Source organism: Rhodovulum kholense (genome assembly GCF_003053725.1).
GTDB lineage: Bacteria > Pseudomonadota > Alphaproteobacteria > Rhodobacterales > Rhodobacteraceae > Rhodovulum > Rhodovulum kholense.
In genome coordinates this window covers 169,476-192,476 of the sequence record NZ_QAYC01000005.1, presented here as the reverse complement: position 1 = coordinate 192,476, position 23,001 = coordinate 169,476, and the positions used below count along the sequence as shown (strand labels likewise).

The following is a 23,001-nucleotide window of genomic DNA, read 5'->3' as shown; positions in this document are numbered from 1 at the left end:
GCGACACCCTGGCCGCCCCGCCTGGCCCCGCCTACCAGCTGCGGCGCAACGTGGCGCTGATCTTGCGGCCCGGGTTGTAGAAATCGGCCCCGAACCCGCCATAGGCCACATGCTTCTCGTCGAAGAGGTTCGAGACATTGAGGCTCAGTTGCGTGTCCTTGCGCAGATCGTAGGTATAGGACGCATCGAAGACCGTGGCGCTGCCGGTCGAGATCGAGTTGGCGTCGTCGAACCAGTAGGACCCGGTATGGCGCGCGCCGAGCCCGAAGGTCATGTCGCCCCGCCGCCCCGCGCCGGGCAGGCGGTAGTTGACCCATAGCGAGGCAATGTTGCGCGGCACGAAGGACAGCTGATTGCCCTCGCTGCCCCGGGTGCCGTTCTCGACGATCTCGGAATCGAGATAGGAATAGGCAGCGGTCAGGCTGACATTGCGGGTCATGTCGAGCTTGGCCTCGAGGTCGATCCCGCGCACCTCGACCTCGCCGATGGTGTCGTCAAAGCCGGTCGCGGGATTGGTCCGGGTGATGTTGGTCTTGCTGAGGTCGTAGATCGCCGCCGTGAACAGCGCCCGGCCGTTGCCGGGGCGGTACTTGACGCCCAGCTCGTATTGCTCGCCCTTTTCGGGGTCGAGCCCGATCGAAGCCGGGACGACCGATTCCGCATAGGACGCATAGGTCGAGAGCGTGGGCGTGATCTTCCAGGTCAGGCCGAGCCGGGCCGTCGTCTCGCTGTAATCGGCGCTGGAGGTGACGCCGGTCAGCCGGTTCGTCTCGTCGATATCGAGCCAGTCATGGCGCAGGCCCGCGGTCACGATCACCCGGTCGGAGAAGGTCAGTTCCTGCTGCAGGTAGATCGCCCTGCCCTCGCGGTCGGTGCGCAGGTCGCGATAGGGGGCCAGCGTGCCGAGATCGATGCCGCCGGTATAGACCGGGTTCGTCCAGTCGATATCGGGCGCCGCCGTGAACCAGTTGGTCGAGGCCGCGCGGCTTTGCGACAGTTCGACCCCAACCAGTGTCCGGCTGTCGACCGATCCGACGGAGGTGTCGTATTGCAGATGCGCATCGGCCACCAGACCGTGCGAGTCGCTGTCATTGGCAAAGAAATCCCGGCTGGCCCAGGTCCCGCCCGCAGCCGAGGCGCCCGAGATATAGGCATAGCCGAAATCGCTTTCGGTATCGCTGTAGCGCAGGATCGACCCCAGGGTCAGGCCGCCGCCGAAATCGTGATCGAGGCTCAGCGTCGCTGTGCTGCGTTCGGTACCGCGATAGTTGAAATCGGGCTCGCCCAGGAAGACCGAGCGCGACAGATCGGTGCCGACCGGATGGCCGCCGCTGCCCGGCACGTCGTCGCGCTTGAGATAGTCCAGAACGAAGCTGAGCTCGGTCGCCGCGCTCGGGCGCCAGGTCAGACCGCCCATCAGGAAGGTTTCGTCGTCCTGCGAATGATCGTATTCCTTCTCGGCCTCGCGGCGCTTGCCGGTCAGCCGGAAGGACAGCGTGCCGTCGCCGGTCAGGTCGTCCCCGAAATCGACCCCAAGCTCGCGACTGTCGAAGGACCCGAGTGTGCCATAGACCTCGCCGAAGCGGCCCTGCCGGGGGCGCTTGGTGACATAGTTCACCGACCCGCCGGGGTCCGAGACGCCGAAGGTGGTCGAGTTGGCGCCCTTGACCACCTCGACCCGCTCGAAGGCATAGGCTTCCTCGCGGACATTGCCGAAGGCCGACCCGAGGCTCAGCCCGTCGCGATAGGTATAAGCGTCGAAGCCGCGAATGCGGAAGAAGTCGAACCGGTCGTCCGAGCCGTAGAAATCGGTGACCACGCCGGGCGTGTATTGCAGGACCTCCTCGACGCTCGCAGCCCCCCGCTCGCGGATCTCCCGCGCGGTGATGACCGACACCGCCGCCGGCGTGTCCAGCACATCGGTCGCCATCCCGCTGCCGCCGGTCACTTCGGTCGCAACGATGCTGGTCTCGTCGTCCGACTGCGCCTCGATCACGATGGGTTCAAGGTCGTAGGCATCCGCCGGGGCGCGTCCCGCCTGCGCCAGCGCAAGGCCCGGAAGAAGCGCCGCCAGCGCGCTGCAGCCCATCAGCCGCGCCATGGAAGAGCGGCGCCCGCCCGCGGCAGGCCTGGGGTCTCTGGTCTGATTCTGCATCGTCTGTTCCACAAGATTGATTTTTTCTCGCTGGCTACCGGCGCGCTGCGGCCTCCGGATCGCTTGCCTTGCGACGAGGGAACGAACCTGTCCGCGGGCCCCCGGCCCCGGATGACGGCGCGTTATCGATCCCGACCGCCTCTAGACGCTCGTGCCGCCGAGGTACAGCCATTTCCGAGTTTTTCTGTCGGGCACCTTGACCTCCGGCGATCCGGCGGCCAGAGAGGCGCGGCGGCTTGACCCTGCCGGGCGATGATGAAATGTTGACCAAAATTGTCAACCTTTCAGGCCTCCGAAATGTCGAACCTCCCCCGCCTTTGTCTTTGCCTGGGCCTTGTCGCGATGGCGGCGCATCCCCTCCCGGCGGCCGCCGATGACTATCCGCTGACCGTCCGGCACGCCTTCGGCAGCACCACCCTCACGGCACAGCCGGTGCGCGTGGCGACCGTGGCCTGGGCCAATCACGAGGTGCCGCTGGCGCTGGGGGTGGTGCCGGTGGGCTTTGCCCGCGCCAATTTCGGCGACGATGACGGCGACGGGCTGCTGCCCTGGGTGGCGGCGCGGCTGAAGGATCTGGGCGCCGAGACCCCGGTCCTGTTCGACGAGGGCGACGGCATCGACTTCGAGGCGGTGGCCGCGACCCGGCCCGACGTGATTTTGGCGGCCTATTCGGGGCTCAGCCGGTCGGATTACGAGATCCTCAGCAAGATCGCCCCGGTCGTGGCCTATCGCGACGCGCCCTGGTCCGGCGACTGGCGCGAAACGATCCGGCTGAACGGCACGGGTCTTGGCCGCGCCGAGGCCGCCGAGGCGCTGATCGACCGGATCGAGGGCGAGATCGCCGAGGCGCGCGACCGCCATCCCGAACTTGCGGGCAAGTCGGCCATGTTCGTGACCCATCTCGATACCCGCGATCTCAGCGTGGTGCGGTTCTACACCGCCGCCGATACGCGGGTGAAATACCTTCAGGATCTTGGGCTTGCCCTACCCCGCAGCGTCGAGGAGGCCAGCCGCGACGGCCAGTTCGCAGGCGCCTTCAGCGCCGAGCGGATCGACGCCTTCGACGATGTCGACATCCTTGTCACCTATGGCGGGCAGGCGCTGCTGGACCGGTTGCAGGCCGACCCGCTGACCTCGCACATGCCGGCCGTCGCCAGTGGCGCGGTGGTGATGCTGGGCAATGACGCGGTCGGCACCGCCGCCAGTCCGACGCCCCTGTCGATCCCCTGGGTGCTGGGGGACTACGCCGACCGTCTGGCCGAGGCGGCACGGGCCGCCGAATGAGCGTCGCATCTGCCGAAGGCGCGGCGCGCGCCGCCCTGCCGGGCCGCGCGCGGCTGGGCTGGCTGGTCGCGGCGCTGGGGCTTTTCCTTGCGGCCTCTGCGCTGTCGGTCGCGGTCGGCACCCGGCCGGTCGGCTGGGGCGACATCCTCGCGGGGATCGGCGGGCGCGCCGACACCATCGGCGCGGCGGCGGTGGCGGCCCGGCTGCCGCGCACCTGCCTGGCGGCCCTGGCCGGCGCGGCTCTGGGGCTTGCGGGCGCGGTGATGCAGGGCGTGACCCGCAATCCGCTGGCCGATCCGGGCATTCTGGGGGTCAATGCGGGCGCGGCACTGGCGGTGGTGATCGGCATCGCCTGGTTCGGTATCGCGACACTGTCGGCCTATATCTGGCTTGCCATCCTGGGCGCGGGCCTTGCCGCAGGCTTCGTCTATGCCATCGGCACGCTGGGACAGGGCGGCGCCACGCCGCTGAAACTGGCGCTGGCGGGAGCCGCGACCTCGATTGCGGCCTCGTCGCTGACGCTGGCGGTCACCCTGCCCCGCGCCGATATCGCGGGCGGGGTGCGTTCCTGGCAAGTGGGTGGCGTAGGCGGCGCGACCTTCGAGGCGCTTTTGCCGATGCTGCCGGTGCTGGCCGCCGGGCTGACGCTGTCGCTGCTGTCGGCGCGCGGGCTGAACCTGCTGGCGCTGGGCGACGACACCGCCGCGGGGCTTGGCCTTCGGGTCGCGCGGACCCGCGCGCTGGCCGCGCTCGGCGCGGTGCTGCTCTGCGGCGCGACCACCGCGATCTGCGGTCCCATCGGCTTCGTCGGTCTGGTGGTGCCGCATGTCTGCCGCCTGCTGGTCGGGGTCGATCACCGCTGGCAGCTGCCCTTCGCCGCCCTTTCGGGCGCGATCCTGCTGCTGTCTGCCGATGTGGCGGGGCGGGTGCTGGCCCGGCCGTCCGAGCTTGACGTGGGCATCGTCACCGCCTTTCTGGGCGCGCCCTTCTTCATCTGGGTCGTCCGCCGCCGCCGGTTGCGCGCGCTATGACCGCGGCCCTCGCCAACCGGATCGTCGCCGCCGGGCGCGCCAGAGCCCGCCGCCGGACCCGCATCGCGCTGGGACTTGGCGCGCTGCTTTGCGCGGGCGTGGCGCTGGTCCTGATCTCGGGCCCGACGCTGACCCCGCCGCTGGACGTGCTGCGGGTTCTCGCAGGCGGCGACGTGCCGGGCGCAAGCTTTGCCGTGCGCGAGCTGCGCCTGCCCCGCGCGGTGCTGGCGGTGCTGGCCGGGATGAGCTTCGGGCTGGGCGGCGCGGCTTTCCAGACCATGCTGCGCAATCCGCTGGCCAGCCCCGATATCGTCGGCATCACCGCAGGCGGCAGCGCTGCTGCGGTCTTTGCCATCGTCGTGCTGGGTTGGCGCGGCCCCGAGGTCTCGGTCTTCGCGCTGGCCATGGGGCTGGCCGTGGCGCTGGCGATCTACCTTCTGTCCTGGCGCAACGGGGTCGCGGGCGCGCGGCTGATCCTGATCGGCATCGCGATCTCGGCCATGCTGGACAGCGCCATCGCCTATATCCTGTCGATCGCCCCCGCCTGGCCCCTGCAGGAGGCGATGCGCTGGCTTGCGGGCAGCCTCAACGGCGTCCAACTGGCCGAATCCGGGCCGCTTCTGGCCGCGCTTGTTGTCTTCGGCGGACTGCTGCTGGCGCTGTCGCGCGATCTCGAGGCGCTGCGGCTGGGCGATGACAAGGCGGCGGCGCTGGGCGTCCGGCTGGGCCGCACCCGGCTTCTGGTGACGCTGGCGGCGGTCGGGCTGATCGCCGTCGCGACCTCGGTCACCGGCCCGATCGCCTTCGTGGCCTTCCTCTCGGGGCCGATTGCCGCGCGTCTGGCCGGGCCCGACCGCTCGGTGCTGATCCCGGCCGCGCTGGTCGGCGCGGGCCTGGTGCTGGCCGGAGATTTCGCCGGCCAAAGCCTCCTGCCTTCGCGCTATCCGGTCGGGGTCGTGACCGGCGTGCTGGGCGCGCCCTATCTTCTGTATCTCATCATCCGCGTGAACCGCGGCGGAGGCTCGATGTGACCGCCCCACCCCTTCTCGTCCGCGATCTTCAGGCAGGCTACGCCGAGCGCACCATCCTCGACGGGCTGACCCTGGCCGTGCCGCCCGGACAGATCACCGCCATCGTCGGCGCCAATGCCTGCGGCAAGTCCACGCTCTTGCGCTGCATCGCCCGGCTGCTGGCACCTGCCCGTGGTCAGGTGCTGCTGGACGGCAAGGAGATCCACCGCATGGCGCCGCGCGCGCTGGCCCGCCGGATGGGACTTTTGCCGCAAGCGCCGGTCGCGCCCGAAGGCATCGCGGTCGCCGATCTGGTCGGGCGCGGGCGCTATCCGCATCACGGGCTTCTGTCGCGCTGGTCCCGGCAGGACACCGAGGCAGTCGCGGCCGCGCTTCAGGCCACCGGCACCGCCGATCTGGCCGAACGCGCGGTCGACGAGCTGTCGGGCGGCCAGCGTCAGAGGGTCTGGATCGCGATGGCGCTGGCGCAGGAGACCGAGCTGCTTCTGCTCGACGAGCCCACGACCTTTCTCGACATCGCCCATCAGGTCGAGGTGCTGGACCTGCTGACCGACCTGAACCACAGCCGCGGCACGACCATCGTCATGGTGCTGCACGATCTCAATCTCGCGGCACGCTACGCCGATCATCTGGTCGCGCTGGCGGGCGGGCGGCTTTACGCGCAGGGCCGCCCCGAAGAGGTGCTGACGGCGGAAACGGTGAAGGCGGTGTTCGGGCTCGATTGCCGGGTCGTGACCGACCCGACCTCGGGCCAGCCGATGATGCTGCCGCTCGGGCGGCACCGGATGCAGGCCAGCGCCTGAGGCAACCGGCGTCCCGGGAAACGGCCCCCGCGCAAACCGCCCCGCTGACAGACGGTCCCTGACGAACGGCCCCTGACGAACGGCCCCTGACGAACGGAGCCGGGCAAAGGAAGCCGGGCAAACGAGCCTTGCGCGAACAGACCTTGCAGGAACGGACCCGCGCAAAACGAAAGGCCGCCCCTTGCGGCGCGGCCCCGGTCTGACCCTTGCCGGGGATGACCCCCGGAGGCGGCTAGATCACTTGATCTTGCCTTCCTTGTATTCGACGTGCTGACGCACGACGGGGTCGTATTTCTTGACCACCATCTTCTCGGTCATGGTGCGGGCGTTCTTCTTGGTCACGTAGAAATGGCCGGTGCCCGCGGTCGAGTTCAGGCGGATCTTGATGGTTGTCGGCTTCGCCATGTCTCATCTCCGTCGCGCGGGCGGCATTGCGCCCGTGAATTCCTTGAAGCCCGCGTTTTAGCGATCCGCGCCCCCGAGTCAAGCGGGTTCTGGCCCTGCAGCCCCTGCCCGCCCCGGGGCGCGTGTCTCAGGCCAACACCTGCGGCAGCCGCATCGCCTTGTGGATCCGCTGGCGTGCGGCGCGGCCCAGATGCAGCGCCTCGGCCAGCCGGTCGAGATGGGCGATCTCGGCCGGGCTGTCGACCTTGGTCGTCACCACCGCCGCGGCATAGACAGCCGTCCGCTGATGGTTGCCGGTCTCGGCCGCCAGCGCGTCGATGTCGATGGGTTTGCCCATCTCGGCCTCGACGAAGGCGCGTTCCTCGGCCGTGGCATCGCCCAGCACATCGAGGATCGCGGCGCGCTCGGTCGCGTCGATCTCGCCGTCGGACTTGGCCGCCATGATCATCGAGCGGATCAGCAGCCGCGCGTTCTTCTCCATCGAGACGCCGGGCGGCGAGACCTCGCCCATCGCGTTCAGGATATCCCGCGCATTGACCGAGCCCGCCCAGGCGGCCCCGCCCAGCGCCGCCATCAGCCCGCCGAGCCCCACCATCGCGTGATCGCCGGTCTCGCGCGCCTTCGCGCCCAGCCACTTGGCGTTGTCCTTCAGCGCCGCGGCGCCGCCCGGCACCTGCATCCGCTCCAGCAGCGGCCCCATCTGGCTGCCGATCCCGGCCCGCGTCGCCGCCGATTTCACGGAATCGGCGATCCCGGCGCCGCCGCCCATCTTCTGGAACTTCTCCAGCCCCTTGGCGGCCGCAAAGCCCACGGCAAGGGTGGCCATCGTCCTGACAAAACTCATCCGGTCTTCCGTCCCTCTGCTATCCCCTGTCCGGGGCAGCGCGCTTCCCACCCTCGGAACCTAGACGCTTTCGGGCATCGGCCAAGACCAAAAACAGCCCGTCCCGGCGAGGGCCGGGCAGCGTTTCGGAGGGAGACAGGCCAGATATGCGCGGATGGCCTGTAAGCCGGATTCTGTCCGGGGGCGCGAGGCCCCCTGGATGACCATTCCTCTGGGCGTACCGTTACCGATACGCTCAAGCTGCCAACCCGGACCCCTGGGCCGAAGCCGCCCTGCAGGTCCAGCCTGCGCGGGGTCCCTATTCGGCATTGCTCCCGGTGGGGCTTGCCGTGCCGGTCCTGTTGCCAGTCCCGCGGTGGGCTCTTACCCCACCGTTTCACCCTTACCTCCGAAACCGGAGGCGGTCTGTTCTCTGTGGCGCTTTCCCTGGGGTTTCCCCCGCCGGGCGTTACCCGGCACCGTCGCTTCGTGGAGTCCGGACTTTCCTCGAAGGCTTGCACCCCCGCGGCCATCCAGCCATCCGCGCGACGCCCGATCTAGGCGCCCGTGCCGTCCGGGTCAACGGGGAAGCGGCGGGCAAGATCGGCAATGACAGACATGTCGGCGGCGGCAAGCGGCCCCTCGGCCCAGGGGCGGAAGCGTTGGCGCAGCGCGTCGAGCACGTGGCCCGTCTGCCACCCCGCGCCATAGCCGAAGGCCGTGGCGGCCTTGCGGAAGGCGGCCTCGTCGGGGGCGATGGCACCGACCGGTTCGGGCCAGACCGCCAGCCCCTGCCGCGCGAGCCTCAGCCAGTCGAACCGCCGGCCCGGGTCCCATTTGCGATCGGGCGCCATGTCGGAATGGCCGATCACCCGTTCGGGCCGGATCGACCAGCGCGCGAGGATGCCGGCCAACAGCGCCTCGAGCGCGGCCATCAGCGGCGCCGGGAACGGCCGGTCGCCCGGATTGTCGAGCTCGATCCCGATCGAGCGGGAATTGACGTCCTCCACCCCGCCCCAGCATCCGGCCCCGGCATGCCAGGCCCGGGCCGTCTCGTCGACCAGCTGGACGACCTGTCCGTCGGCGGCGATCAGGTAATGCGCCGAGACCTCGGCCGCCGGATTGCAGAGCCGGTCGAGTGCCGACGCGGCGTCGGCCATGGCGGTGAAATGCAGCACGACCATGTCGGGCCGCGCCCCGCCACGCCGGGCGCCGCAATTGGGCGAGGGACGCCAGAGCGGCGTCACGCGGTTATCTTTCGGCAAGCCGGAACGGCGAGGGGTCCCAGTAGCAGGCGAAGCCGTCGCCATCGGGGTCGATCCCCAGCCGGTCGCGCTCGGGCCCGCCATTCTTGAGGAAGGCTTCCTGAGCGTGATCGTCCGAGCCGTACTTGGCGCAGCGCCGGGCCAGCGTTTCGGGCGCAACGGCGCGGCCGCGCTTGTAGACCTGCTGGCCGAGCGGATTGGTGGTGCTCAGCGCATATTCGATGATGCCGGCACCATCGCCGCCCGGACGGGGGGGCAGCGGCTCGGGCGGGATGAAGGTATATTGCTCGCGCTGCTGCTCCAGCCGCTCGCGGTCGCTGGCGATGGTCTCGCGGGCGCTGACGGCGGCAAAGCTCTGTTCGTCCGAGATCCCGGCATGGTTTTCAGCCTGCGCGCCGGGCATGGCGGTGGCATCGGAACTCTCGACCGCCGAAATTGGCCCGCCGGTGATCTCGGTCACGACGCCCTGCGCGGGCGCCGCATCAAGCGGTTGGGCCGAGACCGTACCCTGCAGCACACCCTCGCGATGGGCGCTGTAATCGGCGTAGTTGTCGAACCCGACTCCGGCCGCGGAATCGGGCAGTTGCGTATTGCACGCGGCCAGCGCCAGAAGCGCCATCGCGGAGGTCACGGCACGCATCGGGTCCATCCTGCTCGTGGTTTCGATCCCAGTGATCCGGCGCGCCTTACCACCATTTCGCGGGCTTGGAAACAAATCCTGCGGCGCGTTCAAGAACATGTGCGGTGTTCAGCAGATCGCCCTCGCCCCAGGGCTGGCCGATCAGCTGAAGCCCCAGCGGCAGGCCCTGCGCGTCAAGCCCCGCGGGCACCGAAATGCCCGGCAGACCGGCGAGGTTCACGGTCACGGTGAAGACGTCGTTGAGATACATCGCCACCGGATCGGCATCGGCCATCTCGCCCAGACCGAAGGCGGCCGAGGGCGTCGCGGGCGTCAGGATCGCATCGACGCCGCCGGCGAACACCTCGTCGAAGTCGCGCTTGATCAGCGCGCGGACCTTGCGGGCGCGGTTGTAATAGGCGTCGTAGAAGCCCGCCGACAGCACATAGGTGCCGATCATCACCCGGCGCTGGACCTCCTTGCCGAAGCCCTCGGCGCGGGTCTTTTCGTACATCTGCACGATGCCGTCGCCCTGCCCCAGCTTGGCCCGGTGGCCATAGCGCACCCCGTCATAGCGCGCGAGGTTCGAGGACGCCTCGGCGGGCGCGATCACGTAATAGGCGGGCAGCGCGTATTTCGTGTGCGGCAGGCTGATCTCGACGATCTCGGCGCCTGCATCCTTCAGCATCGCACTGCCGTCGGCCCAGAGCTTCTCGATCTCGGCGGGCATGCCCTCCATGCGGTATTCCTTCGGGATACCGATGGTCTTGCCGCGAATGTCGCCCGTCAGCATCGCCTCGAAATCCGGGACCGGAATGTCGGCGCTGGTCGAATCCTTCGGGTCATGGCCCGACATCGCGCCCAGCATGATAGCGGCGTCGCGCACCGTCTTGGTCATCGGCCCGGCCTGATCCAGCGACGAGGCGAAGGCCACGATCCCCCAGCGCGAGCAGCGCCCGTAGGTCGGCTTGATGCCGACGATGCCGGTGAAGGCTGCGGGCTGGCGGATCGAGCCGCCGGTATCGGTACCGGTCGCGGCCATGCAAAGATCTGCGGCAACCGCCGAGGCCGAGCCGCCCGAAGAGCCGCCCGGCGTCAAGGCCGTGTCCTCGTTGCCGCGCCGCCAGGGGTTGACCGCATTGCCATAGGTGCTGGTCTCGTTCGACGAGCCCATGGCGAACTCGTCCATGTTGAGCTTGCCCAGCATGACCGCGCCCGCATCCCAGAGGTTCTGGGTCACGGTCGACTCGTATTCGGGCCGGAAACCTTCAAGGATCTTCGAGGCGGCCTGCGAGGCCACGCCCTTGGTGCAGAAAAGATCCTTGATCCCCAGAGGCATGCCGCAAAGCGCGGGCGCCTCGCCCGCCGCGATCCGCGCGTCGGCGGCCCTGGCCTGGTCCAGCGCGATCTCGGGGGTCTTGTGGACGAAGGCGTTCAGCGCGCCCGCGCCGTCGATGGCCGAAAGATAAGCTTCGGTCAGGGCGACCGAAGTGGTCTCGCCCTTGCGCAGCGCGTCGCGCGCCTCGGCAATGGTCAGCCGGGTCAGATCGCTCATGGCGTTACTCCACCACCTTGGGAACCGCGAAAAAGCCCTCGCGCGCGTCGGGCGCGTTGGCCAGGATCCGGTCCTGCATCTCGCCATCGGTCACCACGTCCGCGCGCCGTTTCAGCCGCATCGGGGTGACGCCGGTCATCGGCTCGATGCCGGTCACGTCGACCTCGTTCAATTGTTCCATGAAGGTCAGGATGCCCGACAGCTCCTGCGCCAGCGCCGGCAGGTCGTCTTCCTGAACGGCGATCCGGGCGAGGTGCGCCACCCGCCGCGCGGTGTCGATGTCGATGGACATGGGGCCGCCTTTCCGTGCTCGTGAAATTCGTCCCCGCGTTTAGCCGTCTGCCGCGCATGCTGCAAGAGCGCGCCCGGGGGCCGAGCCCCCCAGCCCCGCAAGGCGACAGGCAATGTCGCGGGCGGGACGCAAAGCGGCGTCGGGGGAATGGCGCTTGCACTCGCGCCGGGCCTTTCTCCATAACGCAAGGCGCCGAAACGCGCGTTCAAGACATTCAGGCAAGGATTCCGCCGATGGCCTCGACACATTTCATCCTGACGCTCACCTGCGACGACCAGCCCGGGATCGTCGCCACCGTCGCGAATGCGGTCACCGCGCTCGGCGGCAACATCCAGGACAGCGCCCAGTTCCGCGATCCCGAAAGCAACCGGTTCTTCATGCGGGTCGCGTTCCACACGCAGGCCCCGTCCGAGGCCGAGGCGATCCGCGCCCGGCTGGCCCCCGCCATCAACGGCTACGGCATGGACGCCGAGGTGGTCGATGCCGAGCGGCGTCCGAAGATCATCCTGATGGTGTCGAAATTCGACCATGCGCTGCTGCATATTCTCTATCAGATCCGGGTCGGCTGGATGGAGGCCGACGTGGTCGCCGTGGTCTCGAACCACGAAGACAGCCGCGCCACGGCCGAGGCGGCGGGCATTCCCTATTACTGCTGGCCGGTGACGAAAGAGACCAAGGCCGAGCAGGAACAGAAGCTGATCGACCTGGTGGCCGAGACCGGCGCCGAGCTGGTGGTTCTGGCGCGCTACATGCAGGTGCTCTCGGACAAGCTCAGCCGCGCGCTGTCGGGGCGGGTGATCAACATCCACCATTCCTTCCTGCCCTCGTTCAAGGGCGCCAAGCCCTATCACCAGGCGCATGAGCGCGGGGTCAAGCTGATCGGGGCGACGGCGCATTTCGTGACCGCCGATCTCGACGAGGGGCCGATCATCGAGCAGGAGACCGAGCGCGTGAACCATGCCTTCTCGGCCGAGGACTATGTGGCGGTCGGGCGCGACATCGAAAGCCGGGTGCTGGCGCGGGCGGTGCGGCTGCATCTGCAACGCCGGGTCCTGCTGAACGGTCACAAGACTGTCGTCTTCATGCCCGGCTGAGGCCGGAGATGGCGATTCGCCGGAGGCCCCCTCCCTCCGGCGCATCGGCCAGGGCGCTGACCCCAGGCCCCCTTTCCGAAGAAAGGGGAATTTGTCCAACAATTCCTTTTTACCTTTTCGCATTTTGCGGCGTTTCGCCAAGCCACCCGCTTTTCATTCCGGAATGCCAGACTTGCACAATGTGATAGCGCGTTATTTTATACGACATTAAAAGGAGGCCACGCCTTTGGATGTCTGCCCCTTAAAATCGCATGTTTTAATTCTACTGAAGAATGTGCCATGCTGCCTTGAACCCGCGTTGGAGGAGATGTCGGGCATGGATGTGCTGGAGCGTATCAGGGGAACGCGTATCCCTCTTGCCATTCTTGCAATCGAGGCCGACGTTCCCGAAGCCGACATCGCGGCGGCGCTCAAAGGCTCGGGCGCGCTGACATTTTTGCAGGAATGCCGGATTGCCCGGCATCTCGACAGATCCGACCTGACGGGGCGATGGCGCCGCCGGAACTGACCGGGCGCCCGCGGGCCTGTCCGGATCGGCGGGCAGGATCTCAATTTGATGCCGGACGCGGGCAGATCGGCAGGGTCCGAGGCGTCATCCCGGCGCGGCGTCCATGGAAACGCGCCGGACATGCCGCCGGTAAACCTCGATCATCCAGCCCAGCATCGCCGCGTTGAGAAGGTGCCACAGAAAATGCGTTCCCAGCGGCAACACCGCGCAAACCGGCATGTCGATGGTGCGGAAGGTCAGCGAGACCGTCAGCAGGCCGACGCCAAGTCCCAGCCCGGCCGCGACCTCCGGCAGGCGGCGGGCCAGAGCCAGCGCATAGACGAGGATCAAAAGCGCGACCGGCGCATAGCCCGCCGACGACCCAAGCCACTCGAGACGCCCGAAAAGCGGGCCGGTGACGGCGGCGTAGGGAAAGAAGAGCGCGGTCAGCCCCAGCGCGGGCCAGAGCCCGAGACCCCAATAGGCGCGGTTGGCCACGAAGACATATAGCAGGATGAAACAGAGGATCGGCAGGACATCCGCCAATGAGGCCCATTCGCTGGCCAGGGTGTGAAAGAGAAAGCTGCCGATACCGATCACCCCCAGCACCGCCGCCAGCGCGCGGCCCAAAGGCAGCCCGGCACAGCGGTGCCACATCACCAGCGCGGCCAGGACGAAGGCGGCATTGGTCGCGGCATTCACCGGCTCGGCCCAGAAGGTGAAATCGGTCCGCTCGCAATAGGCGTCGATCTGTCGCGTCCAGTCCATGGGCATGCCGGCTCCGCTCTGTTACCTTTCCCGGCAATCATGGAGCACGCGGCCGGCGCGGCAAAGGGAGAAACCCGGGGGCGGGGCCGGCGCGGCAGAGGAGAACGCGACATGAAGATCACCTGGCTCGGGCATTCCGGCTTCCGTATCGAGATCGAGGACCAGATCCTGCTGATCGACCCCTGGCTCGTGGGCAATCCGATGTTCCCCGAAGAGCGGCGGGCCGAAGCCATCGGCGGCGCGACCCATATCCTGGTCACCCACGGCCATTTCGACCATGTCGCGGACACCATCGCCATCGCGCGCGAGCTGTCGATCCCGGCAGTCGGCATCTTCGATCTGATGAGCTGGTGGGAATCCCGGGAAGGGATCGAGGTGATCGGCTTCAACAAGGGCGGCACGGTCCGGCTTGGCACTGTCGCGGTGACGATGGTGAACGCCACCCACTCCTCCTCGACCCAGGGAGCGGACGGCCCGGTCTATACCGGCACCGAATCGGGGTTCATGATCGCCGGCGAGGGCCATGTGATCTATGTCAGCGGCGATACCGACGTGATGGCGGACATGGAGATCTTCAATGACCTGCATGCGCCCGATATCGGACTGCTATGTGCCGGCGGACACTTCACCATGGACATGAAGCGCGCGGCCTATGCGGCCCGGACCTTCTTCCATTTCAAGACGGTGATCCCCTGCCACTATCGCACTTTCCCGCTTCTCGAGCAGTCCGCAGAGGCGCTTAAACAGAACCTGCCCGGCGTGCGGGTGATCGAACCCGAGGTCCTGGTGCCGATCGAGCTATAGGGCATCCTCTGCCCCAGCGCGGGCCGCCACGATTTTTCGCAGAAAAATCGCGCCCTTCGGCGGCCCCTCCGCCCCGCTCACCGACGCGGGGCGAAAAACGCCTTCAGAAGCGCCTCGGCCTCGGTCGCCGCAATGCCGTCATAGACCTCCGGCACATGATGGCTCTGCGGATGATCGAAAACCCGCGCCCCATGCGCAACGCCCCCCGATTTCGGGTCCGCCGCCCCGTAATACAGCCGCGCGATCCGCGCCTGCCCGATGGCCGAGGCGCACATCGGACAGGGCTCCAGCGTCACATAGAGATCATGGCCCGGAAGCCGTTCCGACCGGGCCGCCGCGCAGGCCGCCCGCAGGGCCAGGATCTCGGCATGGGCGGTCGGATCGGCCAGTTCCCGGGTCCGGTTCCCCGCCGCCGCCACGATGCGGCCGCCGGGCGCCACCACGACCGCGCCCACCGGCACCTCGCCCCGCCGCTCCGCGGCACGGGCTTCGGCCAGCGCCCTGTCCATATGGCTGCGAAACGGGCTCATCCTTCCCTCATGCCTTGCCCCCGTCGCCCGCGCAAGCCGCTTCCCCCGCCCCTCGATCCGGCGTAAACCCCACCCATGGACAAGACCGGACAAGAGGGCGAGCGGATCGCCAAGATCCTGGCGCGCGCAGGGCTCGCGTCGCGGCGCGAGGCCGAGCGGATGATCGCCGCCGGGCGGGTGACGGTGAACGGCCGCCGGATATCAAGCCCCGCGCTGAACGTGACCGCCGCCGACCGGATCGCCGTCGACGGCGCCCCGCTGGCGGCGGCCGACCGGCCGCGGCTCTGGCTCTATCACAAACCCGCGGGGCTCGTGACCACCGCCAAGGACGAGAAGGACCGCGAGACCGTCTTCGACAAGCTGCCCGAGGACATGCCCCGGGTCATGTCGGTCGGACGGCTCGACCTCAATTCCGAGGGCCTGCTGCTTCTGACCAATGACGGCGCGATCAAGCGGCGGCTGGAACTGCCCTCGACCGGCTGGCTGCGCAAGTACCGCGTCCGGGTCAAGGGCACGCCCGAGGACGCCACGCTCGCCCCCCTGCGCGAGGGCATTGTCATCGCGGGCGAAAGCTTCCGGCCGATGGAGGTCACGCTTGATCGTCAACAAGGCGCCAATGCCTGGCTGACCGTCGGCCTGCGCGAAGGCCGCAACCGCGAGATCCGCCGCGCCATGGAGGCCATCGGGCTGACCGTGAACCGGCTGATCCGGATCAGCTATGGCCCGTTCCAGCTTGGCGCTTTGAAGGCGGGCGAGGTCGAGGAGATCCGCGGCCGCGTGTTGCGCGATCAGCTGGGGCTCGAAAGCCCCGAGGGCGAGGCAACCGGCCGTGCGAAGACCCTGCGTCCCCGATCGGGCAGCGGGAAACCCGCAGGTCCCAAAGCGCCCGGATCGAAGCCCGGCGGCGCCAGGGTAACCGGCCAAAAGCCGCCCGGCGTCAAACCTGCGCGCCGGACGGGCGGACGCGACCAGGAAGACATCTCGGACCCGCCCCCGGGCCGCAAACCGCCCCGCGGCACCGGAGGCACGGGCGCCGCGCGGCCGATGCGGCGGCGCGGCAAGGCTCCGCCCGGCTGATCGGCAAAACCCGCCGACACTTGCTTTTAACGGCCGCGTCGCATCCCATGTATAAGGGAAGATCGTGAAGACAGAGGGGATCATGTCGGGCACCGGGTTGCAGAAACTGTCATTCTTCCTGCTGATCGCGCTGGTCCTTTACGTGGCCGTCATGGGGGGCGCGTGATGGCCAACCGGTTCGGCGACCGCTACAGCCCCGGCACGCCCGGCCCCGAGACGGTCGCGCCCCCCCGCCATCCGTTCCAGGGGCGGCGTCCGGCACGGGCCGCGGGCCGGGCCAATGCGATGTTCTTCGCGCCCCTGCCGCTTTTGCCGCGCGCCTTCTTTTCCGACCCGGCGGGGCTGGCGCTGACGCTTGGCGCCTTCGGCGTGCTGATCCTTGCCGCCTGGCTGACCCGCGAGGGGCTGCGGGCCGAGGATGCTTGGGCCGCCCGCAAGGTGGCCCGCCGCCCGGCGCTGCCGCGCAAGATCCTGGGCTCGGTCCTGACAGGCGCGGGGCTCTTGCTGGCGGGGATCGGTGGCGGCGACTGGCTGGCCCCGGCGATCTATGCCGTCTTGGGCACCGCCCTTCACAGCTTTGCCTTCGGCCTCGATCCGCTCAGCGACAAGGGGATGGAAGGCATCGACAGCTTTCAGCGGGACCGAGTGGCGCGCGCCATCGAAGAGGCCGAAAAGCATCTGGCGACCATGTCCGAGGCGATCCGGCGCGCCGGCGACCGCGGGCTCGACGCGCGGGTCGAGCGGTTTCAGGCGGTCGTGCGCGACATGTTCCGCACCGTCGAGGAAGACCCGCGCGACCTGACCGCCGCCCGGCGCTATCTGGTCGTCTATCTGCTGGGCGCGCGCGACGCGACGGTCAAGTTCGCCGATCTTTACGCCCGCACCCGCGATGCCTCGGCACGCCGGGATTACGAGGCGCTTCTGGGCGATCTCGAGGACAATTTCGCTGCCCGCACCCGGGCGCTGATTCAGGACGACCGCACCGATCTTGACGTCGAGATCGAAGTCTTGCGCGACCGGCTGCAACGGGAAGGCATCCGCCCGGCGCCCGTCGCGCCCATTTCGGGAGAGAATGCATGAGCTCGGACAACAATCGCCTGAAGGCGGCGCAGGACGTCGCCGAAGTTGAAAAAGTGACATTGGCGGTCCTGCCCGAACCGGCCCGGGATCTGGTCCCGCTGGAAGGGGCCGAGCCGCCGGTGGCCGAGGCGATCCGCGCCCGCATGGCCGAGATCGACATGTCCGACAGCAATTCGATCATCGGTTTCGGGTCCAGTGCCCAGGCCGAGTTGCAGACCATCAGCCAGGCCATGCTGGCCGATGTGCGCAACAAGGACGTGGGGCCTGCGGGCGACTCGCTCCGCGAGATCGTGACCACGATCCGGGGCTTTTCGGTGTCCGAACTCGACGTGCGGCGCGAGGCGAGCTGGTGGGAAAAGCTGATGGGGCGCACCGCGCCCTTCGCCAAGTTCGTTGCGCGATTCGAGACGGTTCAGGGCCAGATCGACTCGATCACCGACCGGTTGCTGACCCATGAACATACGCTGCTGAAGGACATCAAGTCGCTCGACAAGCTTTACGAGAAGACCCTCGATTTCTACGACGAGCTCGCGCTTTACATCGCCGCGGGCGAAGAGAAGCTGAAAGCTCTCGACGCGACCGAGATCCCCGCCAAGGAGGCCGAGGTCGCCGCGGCCCCCGAGGCCGATCAGGTGATCCGGGCGCAGGAATTGCGCGACCTGCGCGCCGCGCGCGACGATCTTGAACGCCGGGTGCATGACCTCAAGCTGACCCGCCAGGTGACGATGCAGTCGCTGCCCTCGATCCGGCTGGTGCAGGAAAACGACAAGTCGCTGGTCAGCAAGATCAACTCGACCCTGGTCAATACCGTGCCGCTTTGGGAAACCCAGCTGGCGCAGGCGGTCACCATCCAGCGCTCGAAAGAGGCCGCGCTGGCGGTGCGCGAGGCCAGCGACCTGACCAACGAACTGTTGACCGCCAATGCCGCCAACCTGCGCCAGGCCAACAGGACCGTGCGCGAGGAAATGGAACGGGGCGTCTTCGACATCGAAGCGGTCAAGAAGGCCAATGCCGATCTGATCGCGACGATCCAGGAAAGCCTGACCATCGCCGACGAGGGCAAGTCCCGGCGCGCCCAGGCCGAGGACGATCTGAAAAAGATGGAGGCAGAGCTGCGCGACACGCTCGCCGCCGCCAAATCGCGGGCGCAGGGCGCCGGCGCCCTGCCGGAGGCGTGACCGCATCGTGACGCCCGCATCGCGCCCTTCTTTTCTGCCGGGGCTCCGGCCAGGGGCGCTGGCCAGCGCCCTTGCCGTGGCCTTGGCCGGCTGTCAGATGGCACCCGCGCCGCCCGAGACACGGCCCGCCGCCCGCCCCGCCGAAGCGGTGCGACCGCAGCTTTCGCCCGACAGCCAGGCTCTGGCCCGGCATTACGCCCGGGTGCAGGCCGATCTTCTGTCGCGCGGCCTGCTGCGGAGCGATGGCGGCGAGACCGATGTGCCCTTCACCCGCCGCGCGCTGGTCGAGGATTTCGTGCGGATCGCGCTGTTCGACGAATATGTCAGCCGCGACGGGCATCTGGTGGCGCGCGAAACCGAAAGCCGGCTCCGGCGCTGGGAACAGCCCGTCCGCTTTGGCATCACCTTCGGCGAAACGATCCCGGCCGCCCAGCGCAGCCAGGACCGCGCCGAGATCGCGGCCTATGTCCGGCGGCTGTCGCGGGTGACCGGGCTGCCGATGTGGGTGACCAGCCCCGAACAGGCCAATTTTCAGGTCTTCATCGTCAATGAGGACGAACGCCGCCGCCTGGGTCCCGAGCTCGAACGTCTGATCCCGGGCATCGACGTCGCCGCCCAAAGCACGATCGCCGTGATGCCGCGATCGACCTTCTGCCTGGTGCTGGCCTTCTCGAAGGGCGAGTCCAGCACCTATTCCAGCGCCGTCGCCGTGATCCGCGGCGAACATCCCGACCGGCTGCGGCAATCCTGCTTGCATGAGGAACTGTCCCAGGGGCTGGGGCTGGCCAATGACAACCCCTCGGTGCGCCCGTCGATCTTCAACGACGACGAGGAATTCGCGCTGCTGACGCCCCATGACGAATTGCTGCTGAAGATGCTTTACGACCGGCGCCTGCGCCCGGGCATGACCCCGGCCGAGGCCCGCCCCATCGTCGAGCAGATCGCGGCCGAGCTGATGGGGGGCGATGCCTGAGGCATGCGCTCTGGTGCCCGGCATGGCCGCGTCCGGCACCGGCCCTATAGTTTGCCCCGGACACAACGGAGGACCTGACCCATGGGCATTTTCGACTTTCTCTCCGGCGAGTTCATCGACGTCATCCATTGGGTCGACGACACCCGCGACACCATGGTCTGGCGGTTCGAACGCGAGGGCCATGCCATCAAGTACGGCGCCAAGCTGACGGTGCGCGAGGGTCAGGCGGCGGTCTTCGTCCATGAGGGCCAGCTGGCCGATGTGTTCACGCCGGGCCTTTACATGCTGGAAACCAACAACATGCCGGTGCTGACCACGCTGCAGCATTGGGATCACGGCTTCCGCTCGCCCTTCAAGTCGGAAATCTACTTCGTCAACACCACCCGCTTCACCGACCTCAAATGGGGCACCAAGAACCCGGTGATGCTGCGCGACCCCGAATTCGGCCCGACCCGGATCCGCGCTTTCGGCAGCTATGCGGTCCGCGTCACCGACCCGGCCCGCTTCATGGTCGAGATCGTCGGCACCGATGGCGAATTCACCATGGACGAGATCGGCTTCCAGATCCGAAATGTCATCGTGCAGGAATTCTCGCGGGTGATCGCGGCCTCCGGCATCCCGGTGCTGGACATGGCCGCCAACACCGCCGATCTGGGCAAGCTGATTTCGGGCGAGGTGTCGAAGACGCTCGAGGCCTACGGCCTGACCATGCCCGAATTCTACATCGAGAATATCAGCCTGCCGCCCGAGGTGGAAAAGGCGCTGGACAAGCGCACCTCGATGGGGATCGCGGGCGATCTGGGCCGCTATACCCAGTATTCCGCGGCCGAAGCCATGACCGAAGCCGCCCAAAGCCCCGCGGGCAGCGGCATGGCGGCCGGGATCGGCGCGGGTCTGGGTATGGCGATGGCCCAGAGCGTCGCCCAGACCGGCCCCTGGGGCACGGTGCCGCGCAGCGCGGCGGCCGAGGCCGCGATGCCGGTCCCCCCGCCCCCGCCGCCGGTCGAACATGTCTGGCACATCGCCGAGAACGGCCAGACCTCGGGGCCGTTCTCGATGGCACGGCTGGGGCGGATGGCCAGCGAGGGCAGCTTCCGCCGCGACAGCTTCGTCTGGACCCAGGGCCAGGACGGCTGGAAGCGCGCCGAAGAGGTGCCCGAGCTGGCCCGGCTGTTCACCGTCGCCCCGCCACCGCCTCCGCCCGGGGTCTGAGCCCAGGATGACCGCCCCCGACCACCGCTTTCCCTGCGACCAGTGCGGGGCCGACCTGCGCTTCTCGCCCGAGGATGGCCGGCTGATCTGCGACCATTGCGGCCATGAGGAGCCCGTCGAGGGCACCGGCCCCTGGGACGCGCCGCTGGCCGAGCTCGACTACCGCGCGGCGCTCGACGCGGCCCTGCCGGGCGCCGAGATGCAGGACGTCCGGCAGATCAAGTGCCCCAATTGCGGCGCCGAATTCGAGCTGGACGAAGCCACCCATGCCGCCGAATGCCCGTTCTGCGCCACCCCCGTCGTCACCGGAACCGGGGTTCAGCGGCGGATCAAGCCCAAGGGCGTGCTGCCCTTCGCGCTGTCCGAGGCCGAGGCGCACAAGGCGATGACCGACTGGCTGGGGCGGCTCTGGTTCGCGCCGAACGGGTTGCAGGCCTATGCCCGCAAGGGCCGCCGGATGGAGGGCATCTACGTCCCCTACTGGACCTTCGATGCCGACACCAAATCGCAATACAGCGGTGCGCGCGGCACGATCTATCACGAAAGCCGCCGGGTGATCCGCGAGGGTCGGTCGGAAACGGTGCAGATACAGAAGATCCGCTGGACCCCGGTGTCGGGCCGGGTCGCGCGGTTCTTCGACGACGTGCTGGTGCTGGCCGCGACCAGCCTGCCCAAACGCTATACCGACGCGCTCGAACCCTGGGATCTGTCGTTGATGCTGCCCTACCGGCCGCAGTATCTGGCGGGCTTCCGGGCCGAAGGCTACACGGTCGATCTGGAAACCGGCTTTGCCGAGGCGCGCCGGACCATGGACCGGGTGATCCGCCGCGACGTGATGTTCGACATCGGCGGCGACAGCCAGCGGATCGACCGGCTCGAGACCCAGGTTTCGGCCGTCACCTTCAAGCATGTGCTGCTGCCGGTCTGGCTGGCCGCCTACCGCTATCGCGGCAAGACCTACCGCTTCGTCGTCAACGGGCGCAGCGGCCGGGTGCGGGGCGAGCGGCCCTGGTCGGCCTGGAAGATCGCCATTGCCGTGGTGCTGGGTCTCGCGCTGGCAGCCGGGATCGGCTACCTGGCGGCGCTGCAGCAGTGAGGCGATGCCCGTTTGCACCGGCAGAGGCGGCAGGCTAGCCTGCGTCTGACCCAACACGGCGAGCGGACCATGATCCTTTGCGCGGGCGAAGCCCTGATCGACATGCTGCCCCGGACCAGTGCCGAGGGCGAACCGGCCTTTGCCCCCCATGCGGGCGGGGCGGTCTTCAATACCGCGATCGCGCTTGGCCGGCTTGGCGCGCCCACGGGCTTTCTGGCGGGCCTCTCGACCGATCTTTTCGGCACCCAGCTTGCCGGGGCGCTGGCCGCCTCGGGCGTCGAGACCGGGCTTTGCCTGCGTTCGGCCCGGCCGACCACGCTGGCCTTCGTCACGCTTGTCGGCGGCCAGGCGCGCTATGCCTTCTATGACGAGGCCACGGCCGGGCGGATGCTGACGCCCGCCGACCTTCCCACCCTTCCCGCGTCGGTGCGCGCGCTGTTCTGCGGCGGCATCTCGCTGATGGCCGAGCCCTGCGGCAGCGCCTATGAGGCGCTGTTCCTGCGCGAGGCCGGGGCGCGGGTGACCATGCTCGACCCCAACATCCGGCCCGGCTTCATCGCCGACGTGCCCGCCTATCGCGCCCGGATCGCGCGGATGATCGCGGCGGCCGACATTCTCAAGATCTCGGACGAGGACCTGCACTGGCTCGAGGGGCCGGGGGACGCGCGCGATCTGGCGCGGGGGTTTCTGGCTCGGGGACCGCGGCTGGTGCTGCTGACCCGGGGCGCCGAGGGCGCCGATGCGCTGACCGCCGGGGCCGAGTGCCACGTGCCTGCGCCGCCCGTGCAGGTGGTCGATACCGTGGGCGCGGGCGACACGTTCAATGCCGGGCTGCTGGCCGGGCTGGCGCAGGCGGGCAGGCTCGACCGCGACGCCCTTGCCGCCGGTCTGCCACAGAACGTGATCGAGGCCGCACTGGGCTTTGCGATCCGCGCCGCCGGCGTCACCGTCTCGCGCGCGGGCGCCAACCCGCCCTGGGCGGAGGAGCTGGCATGAGGGCGCTGGTCCAGCGCGTCAGCGAGGCCGCGGTTCGGGTCGATGGCGCCTGTCTCGGCGAGATCGGGCCGGGACTGATGATCCTCGTTTGCGCCATGGCGGGCGATACCGGGGCCGAGGCCGACAAGCTTGCCCGCCGCATCTCGCGGATGCGGATCTTCCGTGACGCGGACGACAAGATGAACCTTTCGGTGCTCGATACCGGCGGCGCGGCGCTGGTCGTCAGCCAGTTCACACTGGCCGCAGATACCTCCAGCGGCAACCGACCGGGCTTTTCGCGCGCCGCCCCTCCGGCCGAGGGCGAACGGCTGTATCTGCGGTTTGCCGAGGCGCTGGCCGCCGAAGGCGTGCCGGTCGCGACCGGGCGGTTCGGGGCCGACATGAAGGTCTCGCTTGTCAATGACGGGCCGGTCACGATCTGGATCGAGGCATGACCGCGCGCG

24 protein-coding genes and 1 other RNA gene are annotated in these 23,001 nt (G+C 68.6%); 15 read left to right on the top strand and 10 right to left on the bottom strand.

The genetic code is table 11. The features are described 5' to 3' along the window. Positions 1–31 precede the first annotated feature (31 nt). A complete protein-coding gene (locus tag C8N38_RS09000; RefSeq protein WP_245895625.1) occupies positions 32–2,101 on the bottom strand; it encodes a TonB-dependent siderophore receptor in 2,070 nt (689 codons plus the stop codon). 351 nt (positions 2,102–2,452) lie between these two features. Here C8N38_RS09000 and C8N38_RS08995 point away from each other — a divergent pair, with 351 nt between their 5' ends. The 4 genes from C8N38_RS08995 to C8N38_RS08980 are packed head-to-tail and all read left to right on the top strand — an operon-like array spanning position 2,453 to position 6,304. Beyond that, positions 2,453–3,439, top strand: a complete 987-nt coding sequence (locus C8N38_RS08995; RefSeq protein ID WP_108026284.1) for an iron-siderophore ABC transporter substrate-binding protein — start codon at positions 2,453–2,455, stop codon at positions 3,437–3,439. Next, positions 3,436–4,470, top strand: a complete 1,035-nt coding sequence (locus C8N38_RS08990; protein ID WP_108026282.1) for a FecCD family ABC transporter permease — start codon at positions 3,436–3,438, stop codon at positions 4,468–4,470. Before C8N38_RS08995 ends, C8N38_RS08990 begins: the two co-directional genes overlap by 4 nt. Further along, positions 4,467–5,501 (top strand): FecCD family ABC transporter permease, encoded by a 1,035-nt coding sequence (locus tag C8N38_RS08985; protein ID WP_108026280.1) that lies wholly within the window; start codon positions 4,467–4,469, stop codon positions 5,499–5,501. Before C8N38_RS08990 ends, C8N38_RS08985 begins: the two co-directional genes overlap by 4 nt. Next, positions 5,498–6,304: an ABC transporter ATP-binding protein gene (locus C8N38_RS08980; protein ID WP_108026278.1), complete on the top strand. Its 807-nt coding sequence runs from the start codon at positions 5,498–5,500 to the stop codon at positions 6,302–6,304. The genes C8N38_RS08985 and C8N38_RS08980 overlap by 4 nt, the downstream gene beginning before the upstream one ends. A gap of 237 nt (positions 6,305–6,541) precedes the next feature. Here C8N38_RS08980 and rpmG read toward each other — a convergent pair whose 3' ends face one another. From rpmG to gatC, 7 genes are all read right to left on the bottom strand, one after another. Further along, entirely contained in the window at positions 6,542–6,709 is a 168-nt protein-coding gene (gene rpmG / locus C8N38_RS08975) for a 50S ribosomal protein L33 (RefSeq protein ID WP_042459900.1), read from the bottom strand. A gap of 127 nt (positions 6,710–6,836) precedes the next feature. After that, a complete protein-coding gene (locus C8N38_RS08970; RefSeq protein ID WP_108026276.1) occupies positions 6,837–7,553 on the bottom strand; it encodes a DUF533 domain-containing protein in 717 nt (238 codons plus the stop codon). 146 nt (positions 7,554–7,699) lie between these two features. Next, positions 7,700–8,077: RNase P RNA component class A (gene rnpB / locus C8N38_RS08965), an RNA gene on the bottom strand. 12 nt (positions 8,078–8,089) lie between these two features. Further along, positions 8,090–8,716, bottom strand: a complete 627-nt coding sequence (locus tag C8N38_RS08960; protein WP_170120312.1) for an N-acetylmuramoyl-L-alanine amidase — start codon at positions 8,714–8,716, stop codon at positions 8,090–8,092. Between the two features lie 67 nt (positions 8,717–8,783). Then, positions 8,784–9,437, bottom strand: a complete 654-nt coding sequence (locus tag C8N38_RS08955; RefSeq protein ID WP_245895624.1) for a hypothetical protein — start codon at positions 9,435–9,437, stop codon at positions 8,784–8,786. A gap of 46 nt (positions 9,438–9,483) precedes the next feature. Further along, entirely contained in the window at positions 9,484–10,971 is a 1,488-nt protein-coding gene (gatA, locus tag C8N38_RS08950) for an Asp-tRNA(Asn)/Glu-tRNA(Gln) amidotransferase subunit GatA (RefSeq protein WP_108026272.1), read from the bottom strand. A 4-nt stretch (positions 10,972–10,975) separates the two neighbouring features. Then, on the bottom strand, positions 10,976–11,263 hold the full coding sequence (gatC, locus tag C8N38_RS08945) for an Asp-tRNA(Asn)/Glu-tRNA(Gln) amidotransferase subunit GatC (RefSeq protein WP_075785453.1): 288 nt from the start codon (positions 11,261–11,263) through the stop codon (positions 10,976–10,978). Between the two features lie 233 nt (positions 11,264–11,496). On the opposite strand from gatC, the gene purU reads away from it, so the two are divergent. Next, complete coding sequence (purU, locus tag C8N38_RS08940; protein ID WP_108026270.1) at positions 11,497–12,357, top strand: formyltetrahydrofolate deformylase; 861 nt, start codon at positions 11,497–11,499, stop codon at positions 12,355–12,357. A 316-nt stretch (positions 12,358–12,673) separates the two neighbouring features. Continuing rightward, positions 12,674–12,865 carry a hypothetical protein gene (locus C8N38_RS08935; RefSeq protein ID WP_108026268.1) on the top strand — a complete coding sequence of 64 codons (192 nt, stop codon included), beginning with the start codon at positions 12,674–12,676 and terminating at the stop codon, positions 12,863–12,865. An 84-nt stretch (positions 12,866–12,949) separates the two neighbouring features. On the opposite strand, the gene C8N38_RS08930 is transcribed toward C8N38_RS08935, so the two are convergent. Next, positions 12,950–13,612, bottom strand: a complete 663-nt coding sequence (locus tag C8N38_RS08930; RefSeq protein ID WP_108026466.1) for a ceramidase domain-containing protein — start codon at positions 13,610–13,612, stop codon at positions 12,950–12,952. Positions 13,613–13,723: 111 nt separating this feature from the next. Here C8N38_RS08930 and C8N38_RS08925 point away from each other — a divergent pair, with 111 nt between their 5' ends. Next, positions 13,724–14,416, top strand: a complete 693-nt coding sequence (locus C8N38_RS08925) for a metal-dependent hydrolase (protein WP_108026265.1) — start codon at positions 13,724–13,726, stop codon at positions 14,414–14,416. A 77-nt stretch (positions 14,417–14,493) separates the two neighbouring features. On the opposite strand, the gene C8N38_RS08920 is transcribed toward C8N38_RS08925, so the two are convergent. After that, the gene (locus tag C8N38_RS08920) at positions 14,494–14,946 is read right to left on the bottom strand and encodes a nucleoside deaminase (protein ID WP_108026263.1); all 453 of its coding nucleotides are present in this window, start codon (positions 14,944–14,946) and stop codon (positions 14,494–14,496) included. Between the two features lie 75 nt (positions 14,947–15,021). On the opposite strand from C8N38_RS08920, the gene C8N38_RS08915 reads away from it, so the two are divergent. The 8 genes from C8N38_RS08915 (at position 15,022) to dtd (ending at position 22,992) form a co-directional block, all read left to right on the top strand. Further along, positions 15,022–16,023 (top strand): pseudouridine synthase, encoded by a 1,002-nt coding sequence (locus C8N38_RS08915; protein WP_108026261.1) that lies wholly within the window; start codon positions 15,022–15,024, stop codon positions 16,021–16,023. A 165-nt stretch (positions 16,024–16,188) separates the two neighbouring features. After that, entirely contained in the window at positions 16,189–17,103 is a 915-nt protein-coding gene (locus C8N38_RS08910; protein WP_108026260.1) for a 5-bromo-4-chloroindolyl phosphate hydrolysis family protein, read from the top strand. Further along, a complete protein-coding gene (locus tag C8N38_RS08905; protein WP_108026258.1) occupies positions 17,100–18,281 on the top strand; it encodes a toxic anion resistance protein in 1,182 nt (393 codons plus the stop codon). Before C8N38_RS08910 ends, C8N38_RS08905 begins: the two co-directional genes overlap by 4 nt. A 97-nt stretch (positions 18,282–18,378) precedes the next feature. Then, a complete protein-coding gene (locus tag C8N38_RS08900) occupies positions 18,379–19,254 on the top strand; it encodes a DUF2927 domain-containing protein (RefSeq protein ID WP_108026256.1) in 876 nt (291 codons plus the stop codon). 81 nt (positions 19,255–19,335) lie between these two features. Then, on the top strand, positions 19,336–20,466 hold the full coding sequence (locus C8N38_RS08895) for an SPFH domain-containing protein (RefSeq protein ID WP_108026254.1): 1,131 nt from the start codon (positions 19,336–19,338) through the stop codon (positions 20,464–20,466). Positions 20,467–20,473: 7 nt separating this feature from the next. Beyond that, entirely contained in the window at positions 20,474–21,562 is a 1,089-nt protein-coding gene (locus C8N38_RS08890) for a TFIIB-type zinc finger domain-containing protein (protein ID WP_108026252.1), read from the top strand. A gap of 69 nt (positions 21,563–21,631) precedes the next feature. Continuing rightward, entirely contained in the window at positions 21,632–22,558 is a 927-nt protein-coding gene (locus C8N38_RS08885; protein ID WP_108026250.1) for a carbohydrate kinase family protein, read from the top strand. Further along, the gene (dtd, locus tag C8N38_RS08880; RefSeq protein ID WP_108026248.1) at positions 22,555–22,992 is read left to right on the top strand and encodes a D-aminoacyl-tRNA deacylase; all 438 of its coding nucleotides are present in this window, start codon (positions 22,555–22,557) and stop codon (positions 22,990–22,992) included. The genes C8N38_RS08885 and dtd overlap by 4 nt, the downstream gene beginning before the upstream one ends. Positions 22,993–23,001: the final 9 nt, after the last annotated feature.

Excerpts from the sequence above, each read along its gene's own strand:
- C8N38_RS08915 (WP_108026261.1), top strand. The coding sequence starts at position 15,022 with ATGGACAAGACCGGACAAGAGGGCGAGCGGATCGCCAAGATCCTGGCG.
- rpmG (WP_042459900.1), bottom strand. The coding sequence starts at position 6,709 with ATGGCGAAGCCGACAACCATCAAGATCCGCCTGAACTCGACCGCGGGC.
- C8N38_RS08930 (WP_108026466.1), bottom strand. The coding sequence starts at position 13,612 with ATGGACTGGACGCGACAGATCGACGCCTATTGCGAGCGGACCGATTTC.
- C8N38_RS08955 (WP_245895624.1), bottom strand. The coding sequence starts at position 9,437 with ATGCGTGCCGTGACCTCCGCGATGGCGCTTCTGGCGCTGGCCGCGTGC.
- C8N38_RS08900 (WP_108026256.1), top strand. The coding sequence starts at position 18,379 with ATGGCACCCGCGCCGCCCGAGACACGGCCCGCCGCCCGCCCCGCCGAA.
- C8N38_RS08935 (WP_108026268.1), top strand. The coding sequence starts at position 12,674 with ATGGATGTGCTGGAGCGTATCAGGGGAACGCGTATCCCTCTTGCCATT.
- dtd (WP_108026248.1), top strand. The coding sequence starts at position 22,555 with ATGAGGGCGCTGGTCCAGCGCGTCAGCGAGGCCGCGGTTCGGGTCGAT.
- purU (WP_108026270.1), top strand. The coding sequence starts at position 11,497 with ATGGCCTCGACACATTTCATCCTGACGCTCACCTGCGACGACCAGCCC.
- gatA (WP_108026272.1), bottom strand. The coding sequence starts at position 10,971 with ATGAGCGATCTGACCCGGCTGACCATTGCCGAGGCGCGCGACGCGCTG.
- C8N38_RS08970 (WP_108026276.1), bottom strand. The coding sequence starts at position 7,553 with ATGAGTTTTGTCAGGACGATGGCCACCCTTGCCGTGGGCTTTGCGGCC.
- C8N38_RS08995 (WP_108026284.1), top strand. The coding sequence starts at position 2,453 with ATGTCGAACCTCCCCCGCCTTTGTCTTTGCCTGGGCCTTGTCGCGATG.
- C8N38_RS08925 (WP_108026265.1), top strand. The coding sequence starts at position 13,724 with ATGAAGATCACCTGGCTCGGGCATTCCGGCTTCCGTATCGAGATCGAG.
- C8N38_RS08990 (WP_108026282.1), top strand. The coding sequence starts at position 3,436 with ATGAGCGTCGCATCTGCCGAAGGCGCGGCGCGCGCCGCCCTGCCGGGC.
- C8N38_RS08885 (WP_108026250.1), top strand. The coding sequence starts at position 21,632 with ATGATCCTTTGCGCGGGCGAAGCCCTGATCGACATGCTGCCCCGGACC.
- C8N38_RS09000 (WP_245895625.1), bottom strand. The coding sequence starts at position 2,101 with ATGGCGCGGCTGATGGGCTGCAGCGCGCTGGCGGCGCTTCTTCCGGGC.
- C8N38_RS08960 (WP_170120312.1), bottom strand. The coding sequence starts at position 8,716 with ATGGTCGTGCTGCATTTCACCGCCATGGCCGACGCCGCGTCGGCACTC.
- C8N38_RS08890 (WP_108026252.1), top strand. The coding sequence starts at position 20,474 with ATGACCGCCCCCGACCACCGCTTTCCCTGCGACCAGTGCGGGGCCGAC.
- C8N38_RS08905 (WP_108026258.1), top strand. The coding sequence starts at position 17,100 with ATGAGCTCGGACAACAATCGCCTGAAGGCGGCGCAGGACGTCGCCGAA.
- C8N38_RS08920 (WP_108026263.1), bottom strand. The coding sequence starts at position 14,946 with ATGAGCCCGTTTCGCAGCCATATGGACAGGGCGCTGGCCGAAGCCCGT.
- C8N38_RS08985 (WP_108026280.1), top strand. The coding sequence starts at position 4,467 with ATGACCGCGGCCCTCGCCAACCGGATCGTCGCCGCCGGGCGCGCCAGA.
- C8N38_RS08910 (WP_108026260.1), top strand. The coding sequence starts at position 16,189 with ATGGCCAACCGGTTCGGCGACCGCTACAGCCCCGGCACGCCCGGCCCC.
- C8N38_RS08895 (WP_108026254.1), top strand. The coding sequence starts at position 19,336 with ATGGGCATTTTCGACTTTCTCTCCGGCGAGTTCATCGACGTCATCCAT.
- gatC (WP_075785453.1), bottom strand. The coding sequence starts at position 11,263 with ATGTCCATCGACATCGACACCGCGCGGCGGGTGGCGCACCTCGCCCGG.